The sequence below is a fragment of the Streptomyces sp. NPDC015130 genome (assembly GCF_043080005.1).
Lineage (GTDB): Bacteria > Actinomycetota > Actinomycetes > Streptomycetales > Streptomycetaceae > Streptomyces.
This window is the reverse complement of sequence record NZ_JBIBVC010000009.1, coordinates 48,000-62,147: the sequence shown is the minus strand read 5'-3', so window position 1 is coordinate 62,147 and position 14,148 is coordinate 48,000. Positions and strand designations below refer to the sequence as shown.

The window sequence follows — 14,148 nt, the reverse complement described above, 5'->3', positions numbered from 1 at the left end:
GGTCCGGTGGGTCCGGCGAGTCCGGCGAGTCCGGTGGGTCCGGCGGCTCCGGTGGGTCCGGCGGCTCCGGCTCCTCCGGGGAGTCCCCCGGGCCTGCCGACCCGGCCTCTCCCCGCTGACGGCCTTCACCCCGCCGCCCCCACCGGTCCCAGCGCCTCCCCCGGCCCCGCACCCAGCACCCGTACCCCGCTACCGATCGCCACGTACCGCCTCCCCCTCCCCCCTGGAGCCCCCGTGAGCACCACCCGACTCGTCCTGCTCTCCGCCCGGCTGCTCGACCCCGCAAGCGGGGACTTCCTGCCGCAGACCGCGCTGGCCGTCTCCGGCGACGGCCGGATCTCCGCTCTGGGCGACGACCGCGAGATCCGCGGCCTCGCCGGTCCCGGCACCACCGTCGTCGACCTCAAGGGCGCCGTCGTCACCCCCGGTCTCGTGGACGGTCACGTCCACCCGGTCACCGGCGCCGAGCTGACCGGCGGCCTGGACCTGTCGCACTGCGCCGGCCTCGACGACGTACGGGAGGCGCTCGCCCGCGAGGTCCGGCGCCTCGGCCGCGGGGAGTGGCTGTTCGCCTGGGGGCTCGACCCGAACGTCTTCGGCGACCGGCCCGTCGGGATCGCCCCCTTCGACTCCGTGCTCGACGGGGTGCCGGCCTTCCTGCTGCTCTTCGACGCCCACTCGGCGCTGGCCAGCCGCCGGGCGCTCGAACTCGCCGGGGTCGACGGGCCGCGGACCTTCGCGCAGGCCTCCGCCGAGGTCGTCTGCGACGCCGACGGGCGCCCGACCGGACTGCTCCAGGAGGACGCCGCCTGCGCGCTGGTCGAGCGGGTCGCCCCGCAGCCGACCCGCGAGGAGCGCCGGGAGGGGCTCGCGACCGCCCTGCGGTCCATGGCGGCGGCCGGTCTGACCGGCGGCCACGTCATGGACGCGAACGGGGACAGCCTCGCGCTGTACCGGGAGCTCGACGCCGCCGGTGAGCTGCCGCTGCGACTGCGCGTCGCGCCCTGGTGCCAGCCCGGCACCGACGCGGACGGCGTGCGCGCCCTGATCGAGCAGCAGGGCACGGGCGGCGCGCTGTGGTCGGTGACGGGCGTGAAGCTCTTCATGGACGGGACCATCGACAACGGCACCGCGTGGCTGGAGCGGCCCGACCGCAACGGCGAGTCGACGGCCGCGTTCTGGCCGGAACCCGCCGCGTACACGGAGATCGTCGGGGAACTGCACCGGGCGGGAGTGGCCACGGCGACGCACGCGATCGGGGACGCGGCCGTACGCCACGCCCTCGACTCCGTCGAGAAGGCCCAGGCCTCCGGCGCGGTCCGGGTACGCCACCGGGTGGAGCACATCGAGACGGTGCCGGACGACACGCTCCGCCGGTTCGCAGAGCTCGGCGTCGTCGCCTCCATGCAGCCCACGCACTGCTGCGACTTCACCCGCGCCGACCACACCGACAACTGGTCCCGCCGTCTCGGCGAGGAGCGGGCCTCGCGGGCGTGGCGCTGCCGTGACCTGCTGGACTCCGGGGCGACCGTCGTCCTCGGCTCCGACTGGCCCATCGCGCCGTTCCCGCCGCTCGGCGTGCTGGCCGGGGCCCGGCACCGGCGTCCGAGCCGTGACCTCGGCCAGGCGCCGCACGGGCCCGAGCAGGCCCTGACGGGGCTGGAGGCGCTGCGGGGCATGACGACGGGACCGGCGTACGCGGCGGGCGAGGAGCACGAGGCGGGCCTGCTCGCGCTCGGCCACCGCGCCGACCTCACGGTCTTCGCGGACAGCCCGGTCACGACGTCGGCGACCGAGCTCCCGGACCTGCCGGTCCTCCTCACGGTCCTGGACGGCCGGATCACCCACCGCGCCACGGGAGTCTGAGGACCCCCCGGCCGAACCCCCGGCCCGTCCTCAGCCCGTCGGGCGGGCGCGGGTCAGTGACAGCAGGTCCCGGGCCGGGCCCGTCGGGCGGTGGCCCGCGGGCCAGACCGCGCGGAGGTCGCGGCGGAGCAGGACACCCTCGACGGGGATCGCGACCAGGCGGCGGGAGGCCAGCTCCTCCGAGATGGCGAGTTCGCTGAGGACCGCCGGGCCCGCCCCGCTGACGGCCGCGGCCTTCACGGCCGTCGTGGAGGCGAGTTCGAGGAGAGGCTCGGCGAGACCGCCGTGCCCTGCGAGGGCCGCGTCCAGGACCTGCCGGGTCCCCGAGCCGCGCTCCCGCAGGATCAGCGGGGTCGCGGCCAGTTCCGCCGGGTCCAGGGAGCCGCGCCGCCGGGCCCAGGGGTGCGAGGGCGCGGCGACGAGCGCGAGCCGGTCGTGCGCGACGACCGCCCCGTCGAGCCCGTCCGGCACGGCGAGCCCCTCGACGAAGCCGACGTCCGCGTCGCCCGCGAGGAGCTGCTGCGCGACCGTCGCGGAGTTCCCGGCCTGGAGCGACACGGCCGTGTCGGGGCGCTCGGCTCGCAGCGCGATCAGCCAGCCCGGCATCAGGTACTCGGCGATGGTCATGGACGCGGCCACCCGCAGCCGCGAGTCGCGCCGCCCGCGCAGCGCCTGGGCGCCCGCGTCGAAGGCCTCCGCGGCCTCGACGATCCGCCGCGCCCAGTCCGTCACGAGCGCGCCCGCGTCGGTGAGCCGCGAGCCGCGCGGCGAGCGGTCGACGAGAGCCACGCCGAGCTGGCGCTCCATCGAGCGGATCCGGCTGCTCGCGGCGGGCTGGGTGATCCCGACCTCGCGGGCGGCCGCGCCGAGGCTGCCGTGCCGGGCGACGGCGAGGAGCAGTTCGAGCGCGCCGAGGTCGGGGACCCGGTGGGACAGGTGCGGCCTCGGCTCGTCGCCCGCCGGCCCGGGCCGCCCCGGTATCTCACTGCTCATAAACCCAGCTTATGACGTCATAGTCGCAAGATCCCTGGTGGGTGTGGTGAAAGGGCGCGACGGTGGGGTCATGGCAAGCCTCGCAGCACCCCGCACGGCCTCCGGTCCGCACTCCCGCGCCACCACCCCCGGCGCGCACACCGTCGCCCCGGCCGCACCTCCGGCCCGCTCGGCGTCCCCGGTCACCACCGCGGCCACCACGCCGGCCGTCTCCCCCGCCCGCCTCGTCCGCTCCGTCCGGCACCTCGGACCCAACTGGTACGCCTCCGTCATGGGGACGGCCATCGTCGCCAACGCGGGCGCGGCCCTCCCGGTGGACGTCCCCGGACTCCGTACCGTCTGCGCCGCGGTCTGGGCCCTGTCGCTCGCGATGCTGCTCGTCCTCCTCGCCGCCCGGACCCTGCACTGGATCCACCACCGCGACCAGGCCCGCGTCCACCTCATGGACCCCGCCGTGGCGCCGTTCTACGGCTGTCTCTCGATGGCCCTGCTCGCCGTCGGCGGCGGCGCGATGATCGTGGGCCGGGACTGGATCGGGCTCCCCGCCGCCCTGGCGCTCGACACCGTCCTGTTCACCGCGGGCACGGTGATCGGCCTGGCGGCGGCCGTGGCCGTCCCGTACCTCATGGTCGTGCACCACAAGATCGAGAGCGCGTCCCCGGTCTGGCTGCTGCCGGTCGTCGCCCCCATGGTCTCCGCCGCGCTCGGCCCGCTGCTCGTACCCCACCTGCCCGCCGGGCAGGCCCAGCAGACGCTGCTCGTCGCCTGCTACGCGATGTTCGGGCTCAGCCTGCTGGCCACCCTGGTCATGCTGCCGCTGGTCTTCGGCCGGCTCGTGACCGGCGGCCCGCTGCCCCTGGCGCTCACCCCCACGCTCCTCCTCGTCCTGGGCCCGCTGGGCCAGTCGACGACCGCCGCGAACAAGTTCGCCGACGTGGCCCCGGGCGTGCTGCCCGCCCCGTACGCGCACGGCTTCGCCGCCTTCGCCGTCCTCTACGGCGTGCCCGTGACGGGCTTCGCGCTCCTCTGGCTGGCGCTCGCCGGGGCCATGGTGCTGCGGGCGCGCCGGCGGGGCATGGGCTTCGCGATGACGTTCTGGGCGTTCACCTTCCCGGTCGGGACCTGTGTGACCGGTGCCGAGGGACTCGCCGCGCACACCGGTCTCGCCGCGTTCCGGTGGCTCGCCGTCGGCCTGTACGTGTTGCTCGTGGCGGCCTGGCTGGTGGCCGGTTTCCACACGGTGCGCGGGCTGCTCAGCGGCGCGCTGCTCGCCGGGCCCGGGTCAGCTCCCACGACAGCGCCCGGGGCGCCTCGGCCAGCGACGGCCCGTACCAGGTGAGCAGACGTCCGTCGACGAGGGCGGCGGCGGTCCCGGGGAAGGCCTCGGGGCCGTCGTTCGCCGTGAAGCGGTAGGGCTCGTCGGGCAGGACGACGAGGTCGGGCGCGGTGGCGCGGAGCTCGTCGATCGGGATCCGCGGATAGCGGTCGAGATGGTCCTCGTAGACGTTGCGCACGCCGAGGCGGGCGAGCAGGTCGCCCGCGAAGGTGTCGCTGCCGAGGACCATCCAGGGGCGGCGCCAGATCGGCACGACGGCGGTCGGCGGCCGGCCGTCCGGTCCGGGCTCCAGGGGCGTCACGGAGTCCCAGGCGGCCTCGGCGTCGACGAGCCAGCGCGGTCTGCGCGGGACGCCGCAGGCGGCGAGGACCCGTGTCAGTTCGCTCAGGCCCTGGTCGAGGGTGCGGATCTCGGTGACGAGGACGTCGAGCCCGGCGGCCCTCAGGGCGGCGAGGTCGGGGGCACGGTTCTCCTCCTCGTTGGCGAGGACGAGGTCGGGCGCGAGCGCGGTGATCGCGGCGACGTCGGGGTTCTTGGTGCCGCCGATCCGCGCGACGTCGAGGCCCGCGGGGTGGGTGCACCACTCCGTCGCGCCGACGAGGACTCCCGGCGCGGAGACGGCGACGGCCTCCGTCAGGGAGGGGACGAGGGAGACGACCCGCGGCACGGCGCCGGCGGTCCTCATTCCTCCTCGACCTCGACGTGGTCGGCGACGGCGACGACGAGAAGGCGGGTGCCGGGCTCGGTGGCGCGCCAGCGGTGCCGTACGCCGCCGGAGAGGTAGAGCGTGTCGCCGCGGCCCAGCCGGTGGGCGCGGCCCTCGGCCTCGACCTCGGCGGCGCCGTCGGCGACGTACAGCAACTCGTCGTTCCGGTGCTGGAACTCGCGGCCCGCGTCCTGCTCGCCGGTGAACTCCATGGCGTGCAGCTGGTGGCGGCCGCGGACGAGCCCGCGGACGCCGGCGGGCAGCGCGGCGGACCGCTCGTCGGCCCGGACGACGTCGACGGTGCGGGAGGCCTCGGCGGCGGCGAGGAGCTCGCCGGCGCTGGTCTCCAGGGCCTCGGCGACGAGTTCGAGGGAGCGGCGGCTGGGGCGGGCGCGTTCGTTCTCGACCTGGCTGAGGAAGGGCACGGAGAGGCCGCTGCGGGAGGCGACGACGGCCAGGGTGAGCTGCAGCGCTCGCCTGCGTCTCTTGACGGCCGCGCCCACGCGGGGCGCTTCCTTCTCGTCCATGTCGGCTCCCTCCCTCGTGCCTCGCGCGTATCCGTACCGGGCGGTTACCTGAACCTTACGCAGCTTTGGGGCGGGGTTTCTCGTCGTGCCGAAAAGGGGTGGTCGCCGATCACGTTCGGCGACCACCCCTTTTCGGCCAGTGAGCGGACGGGCCTACTGCGGAGCGAGTTTCTCCGCGAGGCCGGGGTTGCGGTCCAGCCAGGTGCGGACGGCCTGCTGCTCCTTGCCCTTGCCGGTCTCCTGGATGACGGCTTCGAGGTCCGTGAGCTGCTTCTCGGTGAGCTCGAAGTCCTTCAGCCAGGCGCCGACCTCGGGGTTGTCGGCGGAGAAGCCCTTGCGGGCGAGGGTGTGGACGCCGTCGCCCTTGCCCCAGCTGCCCTTGGGGTCGGCGAGCTTCTTCAGGTCGTGGGCCGAGTAGGCCCAGTGCGGGGACCAGAGGGTGACGACGACCGGCTCCTTGCGCTCGTACGCGCGCTTCAGCTCGGCCAGCATGCCGGGGGTGGAGCCGTCGACGACCTCGTACTCGCCCTCCAGGCCGTACTCCTTGAGGACCTTGTCCTTGAGGATGCCCATCATTCCGGCGCTGGGCTCGATGCCGACGATGCGGCCCTTGAACTGTCCGGCCCTGCCCTTGAGGTCGGCGAGCGAGTCGACGCCCTTCACGTACGAGGGGACGGAGAGCTCCAGGGAGGTGGGGCCGTACCAGGAGCCGAGGTCCTCCAGCTTGTTCCTGTACTTGTCCCAGTACTGCTGGTGCGTGACGGGGAGCCAGGCGTCGGTCTGGAAGTCGAGCTGCCCGCCGGCGAGGCCGGTGTAGAGGGCGCCGGCCTCCAGCTGCTTGGTGTCGACCTCGTAGCCGCGCCGCTCCAGGAGCTCCTTCCAGAGGTACGTGGAGGCGATGCCCTCGTCCCAGGGGATGTAGCCGATGCTGATCTTCTTGCCGTGGCCGCCGCCCGGGCCCGAGGCGCTGGCGGGGCTCGCTCCGGAGCCGCCGAGGAAGCCCGTACCGCCGGCGACGAGGGCGAGGACGACGACGCCGACGAGGGCGGTCACGGGCTGCGGGCGGTGGGCCCACAGCTTCGCGCCGGGGCGCTTGGCGCTCAGCGCGGCGCGGGCCTTGGCGGCGGCGCGGCGGCCGAGCGGGGAGACCTGGCGGCCGAGGGCCCCGGTCATCCGGTCCAGGTACATGGCGAGGACGACGATGGAGACGCCGGCCTCGAAGCCGAGGCCGATGTCGACGTTGCCGATGGCGCGGTAGACCGCGCCGCCGAGGCCGCCGCCGCCGACCATGCCGGCGATGACGACCATGGAGAGGCCGAGCATGATGACCTGGTTGACGCCGGCCATGATCGTCGGCAGGGCGAGCGGGAGCTGCACGCGCAGGAGGGTGTCGCGCGGGGTGGTGCCGAAGGCCTGGGCGGCCTCGACGAGTTCGCCGTCGACCTGGCGGATGCCGAGCTCGGTCATCCGGACGCCCGGAGGCAGCGCGAAGACGATGGTGGCGATGATGCCGGGGACGACACCGACGCCGAAGAAGATGATGCCGGGGATGAGGTAGACCATCGCCGGCATGGTCTGCATGAAGTCGAGGACGGGCCTCAGGATGGCGCTGACCGTCTGGGAGCGGGCCGCCCAGATGCCGAGCGGTACGGCGATCGCCAGGGTGACGAGGGTGGCGACGAGGACGAGGGAGAGCGTGGCCATGGCCTCGTCCCACAGCTGCACCGAGTCGACGAGCGCGAAGCCCGCGAAGGCGAGGACGCCGGCGGCGAGGCCGCGCAGCCACCAGGCGACGACGGCGAGGATGCCGGCGAAGAGCAGCGGCTGGGGTGCGGACAGGACGGCGTCGATGCCGTCGTAGAGGCCGGTGACGCCGGTGCTGACGGCGTCGAAGAGCCAGGAGAGGTGGGCCTGGAGCCAGTCGACGGAGCTGTCGGTCCAGTCACCGAGGGGGAGCCTAGGCACGGGCGGTCACCTCCTCGCTCGCGAGCCCGCCCATGACGGCGAGGAGACGTTCCGTCGGTACGACTCCGAGGACGGAGCCTTCGGAGTCCTGGACGGTCACGGGGTGCCGGGCCAGGGCGGCGACGGCGCACAGGTCGGCGACGAGGGTGTCGGGTCCCACGGCCCGGCAGTCGCAGTCCGCAGGGCAGTCGGCCGGCACGGCGCCGTCGGTCATGACGGCGGAGGCGGTCAGCACGCGGGAGCGGTCGACGTCCTGGATGAAGGAGGCGACGTAGTCGTCGGCGGGACGGACGAGGATGTCCTCGGCGGTGCCGAGCTGGACGATCCGGCCGTCGCGCATGACGGCGATCCGGTCGCCGAGGCGCATGGCCTCGTTGAGGTCGTGGGTGATGAAGACGATGGTCTTCTTCAGCCGCTGCTGGAGCACGAGGAGCTGGTCCTGCATGTCGCGGCGGATGAGCGGGTCGAGCGCGCTGAAGGACTCGTCCATGAGGAGCAGGTCGGCGTCGGTGGCGAGGGCGCGGGCGAGGCCGACGCGCTGCTGCATGCCGCCGGAGAGCTCGTCGGGCCAGGACTTCTCCCAGCCGGCGAGGCCGCACAGTTCGAGGGCCTCGGCGGCGCGGGTCTCGCGCTCGGCGCGCGGGACGCCCTGGACCTCCAGGCCGTAGGCGGCGTTCTCGAGAACGTTCCGGTGCGGGAAAAGCGCGAAGTGCTGGAAGACCATGCTGATCTTGGTGGCGCGGACGGCGCGCAGCTCGCGGGGGGAGAGCGCGGTGAGGTCGCGGCCGTCGAAGAGGACCCGTCCCGCGGTGGGTTCGAGCAGACCGTTGAGCATGCGCAGGAGGGTGGACTTACCGGAGCCGGACAGGCCCATCACGACGAAGATCTGACCGGGTTCGACGACGAAGCCGGCGTCGACGACGGCGGCCGTCGTCCCTTCGCCACGCAGTTCGTCACGGTCGGCACCGTCGGCGAGCCGCCGGACGGCCTCGTCGGGTCGTCTGCCGAACACCTTGTACAGGTGGTCGGCCTGGAGCCTGGACACATACACCTCACGGGTAGCAACGAGAACGGCCCGCCACCCCCGCGCGGCCGGGCCGTGGAGCGGGCGGGATCGGCCCGCGGCCCGTCGCGTACGGGGATTCTCCTGTGCCGAATCCCCGTACCGGGTTCCGCTCCGGGCTCGCGCCTGCCCTCCTTCACAGGGTGCAAACGCAAAGGTGACGGGGGTCACGTGCATGCGGAGAGCCGGGGCGGGGGCAGGCCCGCCAGGGGCGAGGTCACGGGGGGCCTGTCGCTCGGAGGGGAGTGTCGGTGGGGTGCGGCATGATCGGGGGGTGACGCGACGCCTGATGCTCCTCGACACCGCCAGCCTCTACTTCCGCGCGTACTTCGGCGTACCGGACTCGGTCCGCGCGCCGGACGGCACTCCGGTGAACGCCGTGCGCGGGCTCCTCGACTTCATCACCCGGCTCGTCCAGGACCACCGCCCCGACGAGCTGGTGGCCTGCTGGGACGAGGACTGGCGGCCGCAGTGGCGGGTGGACCTGATCCCCTCGTACAAGGCGCACCGGGTGGTGGTCGAGACGGAGACGGGCCCGGACGTGGAGGAGATCCCCGACACGCTCTCCCCGCAGGTGCCCGTGATCGAGGACGTCCTCGCGGCGCTCGGGATCGCCCGGGTCGGCTCCGCGGGGTACGAGGCGGACGACGTCATCGGGACGCTGGCGGGCCGCGCCGCCGGACCGGTGGACATCGTCACGGGCGACCGGGACCTGTTCCAGCTCGTCGACGACGCGCGCGGGGTGCGCGTGCTGTACCCGCGCAAGGGCGTCGGCGACTGCGACCTGGTGGACGACGAGCTGATCCGCACGAAGTACGGCGTGCGCCCCGACCAGTACGCGGACTTCGCGGCGCTGCGCGGGGACGCGAGCGACGGGCTGCCCGGGGTGAAGGGCATCGGCGAGAAGACGGCCGCGCAGCTGATCACGGAGTACGGGGACCTGGCGGGGGTGCGGGCGGCGGCCGAGGACCGGACGTCGAAGCTGACGCCTGCGAAGCGGCGCGGCATCGTGGAGGCGGCCGCGTACCTGGACGTGGCACCGACGGTGGTGCGGGTCGCCGGGGACGTACCACTGCCGGAGTTCGACCCGGCCCTGCCGACGGCACCCCGTGACCCGGCGGCCCTGGACGCGCTGGTGAAGCGGTGGGGTCTGGGCGGGGCCGTGGGCCGGCTGCTGCCGGTCCTGGCCCGCTGATCGCCTTGATCCACACTGGGCGACAGCACCAGGGGATGCTAGCTTAGGCATACCTAAGTTCGTCGAGTCAGGAGAGCCCCTCGTGGCAGAGCAGCCGGCCCGCAAGGCACCGAAGGCCACCGAAGCGCGCGTGGTGCGCACCGAGCGGATCACCCCGCACATGGTGCGGGTCGTCCTGGGCGGCCCCGGACTCGACTCCTTCGAGGCCGGCGAGTACACCGACCACTACGTGAAGCTGCTGTTCGCCCCGGAGGGCGTCACCTACCCCGAGCCGTTCGACATGGAGCGGATCCGGGAGGAGTTCCCCCGGGAGCAGTGGCCGACGACGCGGACGTACACGGTACGGGCCTGGGACCCGGTCCACCGCGAGCTGACCGTCGACTTCGTGGTCCACGGCGACGAGGGCCTCGCGGGCCCCTGGGCGGCGCGGGCCCAGGCGGGCGAGACCGTGCGCTTCCTCGGCCCCGGCGGCGGCTACACGCCGGACCCGGCGGCGGACTGGCACCTGCTCGCGGGCGACGAGAGCGCGCTGCCGGCCATCGCGGTGGCGCTGGAGCGGCTGCCCGCGGGGGCCCGGGTGCACGCCTTCGTGGAGGTCTCGGACGCCGCGGAGGAGCAGAAGTTCGCGACGGCGGCGGGCGTGGACGTCACCTGGCTGCACCGGGGCGACCGTCCGGCGGGCGAGGCCGTCGTGGAGGCCGTGCGGGGGCTGGACTTCCCCGCGGGCGACGTGCACGCCTTCGTCCACGGCGAGGCGGGATTCGTGAAGGACCTCCGCCGGCACCTGCGGATGGAGCGCGGAGTGGCGCGCGAGCGGCTGTCCATCTCGGGGTACTGGCGCCTGGGCAAGACGGACGAGGCGTGGCGCGCGATCAAGCGCGAGTGGAACGACCAGGTGGAGCGCGAGCAGGAGAGCTGACACTCCGAGCACGCGTGAGGGGGGGTGGGCCGAGGGCCCCACCCCCCCCCTCACGGCATCACTCACCCCTCGACACCGCACACCGCACACCGCACACCGCACACCGCACACCGTCATGTCACGTCACCTCACGACGTCACGTCACCTCACGACCTCACGTCGCCTCACGACCTCACGTCATTCCCTGTCGTCAGGCCCGCCGAAGACTCGGTTCGAGGCGTCCACGTGCGCCAGCCGCCGCAGTGCCGCGAAGATCGCGTCGCCGAGCACCGTGCCGACCACCGCGCTCTCGACGAGCTCCTCGCGCGCCACGTGGTGCGCCACGTAGTCCATGTCCGCCCGCGCCACCTGCTCCGCCGCGTCCGCGTAGGCGTCGAGGATCTCGGCGAACCCGCCGTGGCCGACGTCGTCGAGCGCCGCGAGGGCCGCCGCCAGCGCCTCCCCCGCCGGGTTCTCCGGATAGGCGTGCCAGCCGCGCGCGGCGACCAGCTCCGCGACGCTCTTCCGCGCCTCCTCGATCACGGTGTCCGGCTCACGGTCGTAGCGAGGCACCAGCCGGTTCGCCGTGACGCCCAACACCTTGTGCATCGACCGCTCGGGGTCCTCGACCGCCACGATCACGTCACGGATCGCCGCAACCGACATGCCGCCCACGTCGAGGAGTGCCCGGATCAGCCGGAGGCGCTGGACGTGCGTCTCCCCGTACGAGGCCTGGTTCGGGCTCGTCAGCTCTCCGGCCGGCAGCAGCCCTTCCCGTACGTAGAACTTGATCGTCGGTACGGACACCCCGGTCCGGCGACTCAACTCTCCGATGCGCACCGCGCGTTCACCTCTCCGGTCTTTCGACGGCCTTGCCGACCGACACCTCCATCATAGATAGTGGCGCTATCAGATAGTGGCGAGTGCCACTATCCATAATCCCACGGGGGGATTCGTATGTCCTCACTCAGCCCACTCGCCCGGCTGCACCGACCGCTGGTCTGGTTCGCCGGCTCGATGGTCGCCCTCGCACTCGTCTCCGCCGTCGGCCTGGCCGTCGACGACCGGATCCTGGTCGGCGCGCCGATCTGGGCCAAGCCGTTGAAGTTCTCGGTCTCATTGGTCGCCTACACGCTCTCGCTCGCCTGGATGATCTCCCTGCTCCCCACGACCCACCGCGCCCACCGCGTCGGCTGGTGGGCCGGAACCGTCGTCGCCGTCTCCTTGACGGTCGAGATGGTGCTCATCACCCTCCAGGTGGTCCGCGGCACCCAGAGCCACTTCAACCAGGCGACCCCCTTCGACAACGCCGTCTTCCAGATCATGGGAGCCAGCATCGCCATCCTGTGGCTGAGCGCCCTGGTCGTCGCGGTACTCCTGCTGCGCGCCCGGATCCTCGACCGCGCCACCGCCTGGGCCGTCCGCCTCTCCTCAGTGATCGCCCTCGCGGGCGCCGCCGTCGGCTTCCTGATGGTCCCGCCGACACCGGAACAGCGAGCGGTCGACAACCCCCCGATCAGCGGCGCCCACAGCGTCGGGGTCCCGGACGGCGGCCCCTCCATGCCGGTGACCGGCTGGTCGACCACCGGCGGCGACCTGCGCGTGCCGCACTTCTTCGGGATGCACGCGCTCCAGCTGCTCCCGCTGCTCCTGCTCGTCCTGGCCGCTCTCGCACCGCGCTTCGCCCGGCTCGCCGACGACCGGGTGAGGCTCCGCCTCACCCTCACGGCCTCCGGCGCCTACGCGGCGACCTTCGCCCTGCTGACCTGGCAGGCCCTGCGCGGCCAGGCCCTGTCCGCACCGGACGCGGTGACGCTCACCGCGGCGGGGGCGATCGCCCTGGCGACCGCCGCCGCGACCGCCCTCTCCCTCCGGGGGCCCTCCCCCACCCCCACCCCCTCCCCGTCCCCCGCCCCGCCCCCGTCCCCCTCCGAGGAGGCCGCGGCATGACCGCCTTCCTCTTCGAGCTGACGTTCCTCCTCGCGGCGCCCGTCTGGCTGCTGATGATCCTCACGCCGGGGTGGCGGATCACCGAACGTGTCGCCGGCTCGCCGCTGACCGTCCTCCCGCTCCTCGCGGTCTGGGCCGTCTTCGCCGGCCCCGTCCTGCCGGAGCTGTGGACGGCGGTGAGCAGCCCCGACATCGACACCTTCCGTGAACTGGCCGCGCTCCCGAACGGCGCGGGCGCGATCTGGGCCCAGATCCTCGCCTGGGACCTGCTCCTCGGCCAGTGGATGTACCGCGAGTCCCGCCGACTCGTCCTCTCCCCCTACCTGATGGCCCCGCTCCTCCTCATGACGATCCTGCTCTCCCCCATCGCCCTCCCGCTCTTCCTGGCGGCACGGTCCTGGAAGAGCAGGCAGGGTTTTCCGGACACCCTTTGAGCACCGTCGCACCACACGGTGAGGGCAACGGCCGCGTTCGGCACTGCGCCGCAACTGCCGGTCCTGCCGCCGGACATCGCACCCGGCCGACCGATCCTGAAGGCCCTACGGCCCGGCTCCCCCGCCACACGGGGGTGGCCGGGCCCCGCACGTTCCGGGCGGTTCGGCCGGTTGGTTCTCCTGCCGCCCAACTGCCTCTCACCTGCCCCTCTTTCGCGCGGAGACCGCTGGCGTGATCTCCACCCGACGATGTTGACCGTGCTCATCTCGCGCCCGAAGCTCTCACCTGGCCCGCCCAACCGCCACATCGTCACCACGACTGTCCGGCACGCGGGTTGACCATTTCCCCTCTCCGTAAGGATCTTGCGATGCGCCGTACGGCCACGTTCTTAGCCACCGCCCTGCTCGCGGCAGCCGCCGTGCTCACCGCGCCCGCCGCCGGCGCCGCCGAGCGTCCCGCCCCCGTCGCCGACGGCCCCGCCATCGCCGCCCAGCAGTCCGCGAGAACCGTCCCGGGCCCCGGCGGCGTCGGGAGCTGTACCGAATCGGGCAACTCCGCCACCTGCACCGGCCTCGACCCGATGCAGACCTGGAGTGTCAACGGCACCTGCGCGACCTGGGACTTCGCCACCAATTCCTACGTCTTCTCGCAGGCGTGGGGCGGGTTGGTCAGGGGCGACACCACCGCCTTCGCGACCTGCTTCGGCTCGGCCACGTGGTGGTGGGGCGGCGTCTCGTTCGGATCCCCCGTCCCGGCCGGTCCGGTCGGGCAGGTCACCGGCCTCGCGGGCAAGTGCCTGGACGTGCGCGGCGGCAGCATGGCCAACAAGACTCCCACCCAGATCTGGGACTGCCTCGGCAATGTGAACCAGACGTGGAAGGTCGGCGCCGACGGCACCATCCGCGCCGTCGGCGTGTGCCTGGACGTCTGGAACGGCCGCACCGACAACGGCACCCAGGTGCACACCGGCCCCTGCAACGGCAACATCGCCCAGCAGTGGTCGGTCCGGAGCGACGGCGCGATCGTCAACACGAAGTCCGGCCGCTGCCTGGACGTCCGCGCCTACGACACCACCAACGGCAACGTCGTGCAGATCTGGGACTGCAACGGCACCTCGAACCAGATCTGGCACCTGCCCGTCTGATACGACCCGGCCGCCCGGCCCGGTGGCCTGCGCCCCGGAGTCTGCACCCCGGGGCCCTCGCCCCGGGGCC

The 14,148-nt window shown here is 73.5% G+C and carries 13 protein-coding genes; 7 read left to right on the top strand and 6 right to left on the bottom strand.

The window, feature by feature from the left end; translation table 11 throughout:
• Nucleotides 1-234: 234 nt before the first annotated feature.
• Complete coding sequence (locus tag ACF08F_RS20260; protein WP_392299908.1) at nt 235-1,866, top strand: amidohydrolase; 1,632 nt, start codon at nt 235-237, stop codon at nt 1,864-1,866.
• A gap of 30 nt (nt 1,867-1,896) precedes the next feature.
• Here ACF08F_RS20260 and ACF08F_RS20255 read toward each other — a convergent pair whose 3' ends face one another.
• A complete protein-coding gene (locus ACF08F_RS20255; protein WP_392299907.1) occupies nt 1,897-2,859 on the bottom strand; it encodes a LysR family transcriptional regulator in 963 nt (320 codons plus the stop codon).
• A gap of 70 nt (nt 2,860-2,929) precedes the next feature.
• Between ACF08F_RS20255 and ACF08F_RS20250 the strand changes: the two genes are divergently transcribed.
• The gene (locus ACF08F_RS20250; RefSeq protein WP_392299906.1) at nt 2,930-4,198 is read left to right on the top strand and encodes a TDT family transporter; all 1,269 of its coding nucleotides are present in this window, start codon (nt 2,930-2,932) and stop codon (nt 4,196-4,198) included.
• Here the strand turns inward: ACF08F_RS20250 and ACF08F_RS20245 are convergent.
• The 4 genes from ACF08F_RS20245 to ACF08F_RS20230 all read right to left on the bottom strand — a co-directional run bounded on the left by ACF08F_RS20245 (nt 4,113) and on the right by ACF08F_RS20230 (nt 8,438).
• A complete protein-coding gene (locus ACF08F_RS20245; RefSeq protein WP_392299905.1) occupies nt 4,113-4,880 on the bottom strand; it encodes a helical backbone metal receptor in 768 nt (255 codons plus the stop codon). The genes ACF08F_RS20250 and ACF08F_RS20245 overlap by 86 nt on opposite strands.
• Nucleotides 4,877-5,428 carry a helix-turn-helix domain-containing protein gene (locus tag ACF08F_RS20240; RefSeq protein WP_392299904.1) on the bottom strand — a complete coding sequence of 184 codons (552 nt, stop codon included), beginning with the start codon at nt 5,426-5,428 and terminating at the stop codon, nt 4,877-4,879. The genes ACF08F_RS20245 and ACF08F_RS20240 overlap by 4 nt, the downstream gene beginning before the upstream one ends.
• Before the next feature lie 153 nt (nt 5,429-5,581).
• A complete protein-coding gene (locus ACF08F_RS20235) occupies nt 5,582-7,393 on the bottom strand; it encodes an ABC transporter permease/substrate binding protein (protein WP_392299903.1) in 1,812 nt (603 codons plus the stop codon).
• Nucleotides 7,386-8,438, bottom strand: coding sequence for a glycine betaine/L-proline ABC transporter ATP-binding protein (locus ACF08F_RS20230; protein WP_392299902.1), 1,053 nt, complete (start codon nt 8,436-8,438; stop codon nt 7,386-7,388). The genes ACF08F_RS20235 and ACF08F_RS20230 overlap by 8 nt, the downstream gene beginning before the upstream one ends.
• Before the next feature lie 307 nt (nt 8,439-8,745).
• Here ACF08F_RS20230 and ACF08F_RS20225 point away from each other — a divergent pair, with 307 nt between their 5' ends.
• Both ACF08F_RS20225 and ACF08F_RS20220 read left to right on the top strand, forming a co-directional pair.
• Nucleotides 8,746-9,651: a 5'-3' exonuclease H3TH domain-containing protein gene (locus ACF08F_RS20225; RefSeq protein WP_392300123.1), complete on the top strand. Its 906-nt coding sequence runs from the start codon at nt 8,746-8,748 to the stop codon at nt 9,649-9,651.
• 82 nt (nt 9,652-9,733) lie between these two features.
• On the top strand, nt 9,734-10,570 hold the full coding sequence (locus ACF08F_RS20220; protein ID WP_392299901.1) for a siderophore-interacting protein: 837 nt from the start codon (nt 9,734-9,736) through the stop codon (nt 10,568-10,570).
• Between the two features lie 177 nt (nt 10,571-10,747).
• On the opposite strand, the gene ACF08F_RS20215 is transcribed toward ACF08F_RS20220, so the two are convergent.
• Nucleotides 10,748-11,389: a MerR family transcriptional regulator gene (locus ACF08F_RS20215; RefSeq protein WP_392299900.1), complete on the bottom strand. Its 642-nt coding sequence runs from the start codon at nt 11,387-11,389 to the stop codon at nt 10,748-10,750.
• Nucleotides 11,390-11,506: 117 nt separating this feature from the next.
• Between ACF08F_RS20215 and ACF08F_RS20210 the strand changes: the two genes are divergently transcribed.
• The 3 genes from ACF08F_RS20210 (at nt 11,507) to ACF08F_RS20200 (ending at nt 14,078) form a co-directional block, all read left to right on the top strand.
• Complete coding sequence (locus ACF08F_RS20210) at nt 11,507-12,499, top strand: hypothetical protein (RefSeq protein ID WP_392299899.1); 993 nt, start codon at nt 11,507-11,509, stop codon at nt 12,497-12,499.
• A complete protein-coding gene (locus ACF08F_RS20205; protein WP_392299898.1) occupies nt 12,496-12,933 on the top strand; it encodes an ABA4-like family protein in 438 nt (145 codons plus the stop codon). Before ACF08F_RS20210 ends, ACF08F_RS20205 begins: the two co-directional genes overlap by 4 nt.
• Nucleotides 12,934-13,301: 368 nt before the next feature.
• On the top strand, nt 13,302-14,078 hold the full coding sequence (locus tag ACF08F_RS20200; protein WP_392299897.1) for a ricin-type beta-trefoil lectin domain protein: 777 nt from the start codon (nt 13,302-13,304) through the stop codon (nt 14,076-14,078).
• Nucleotides 14,079-14,148: the final 70 nt, after the last annotated feature.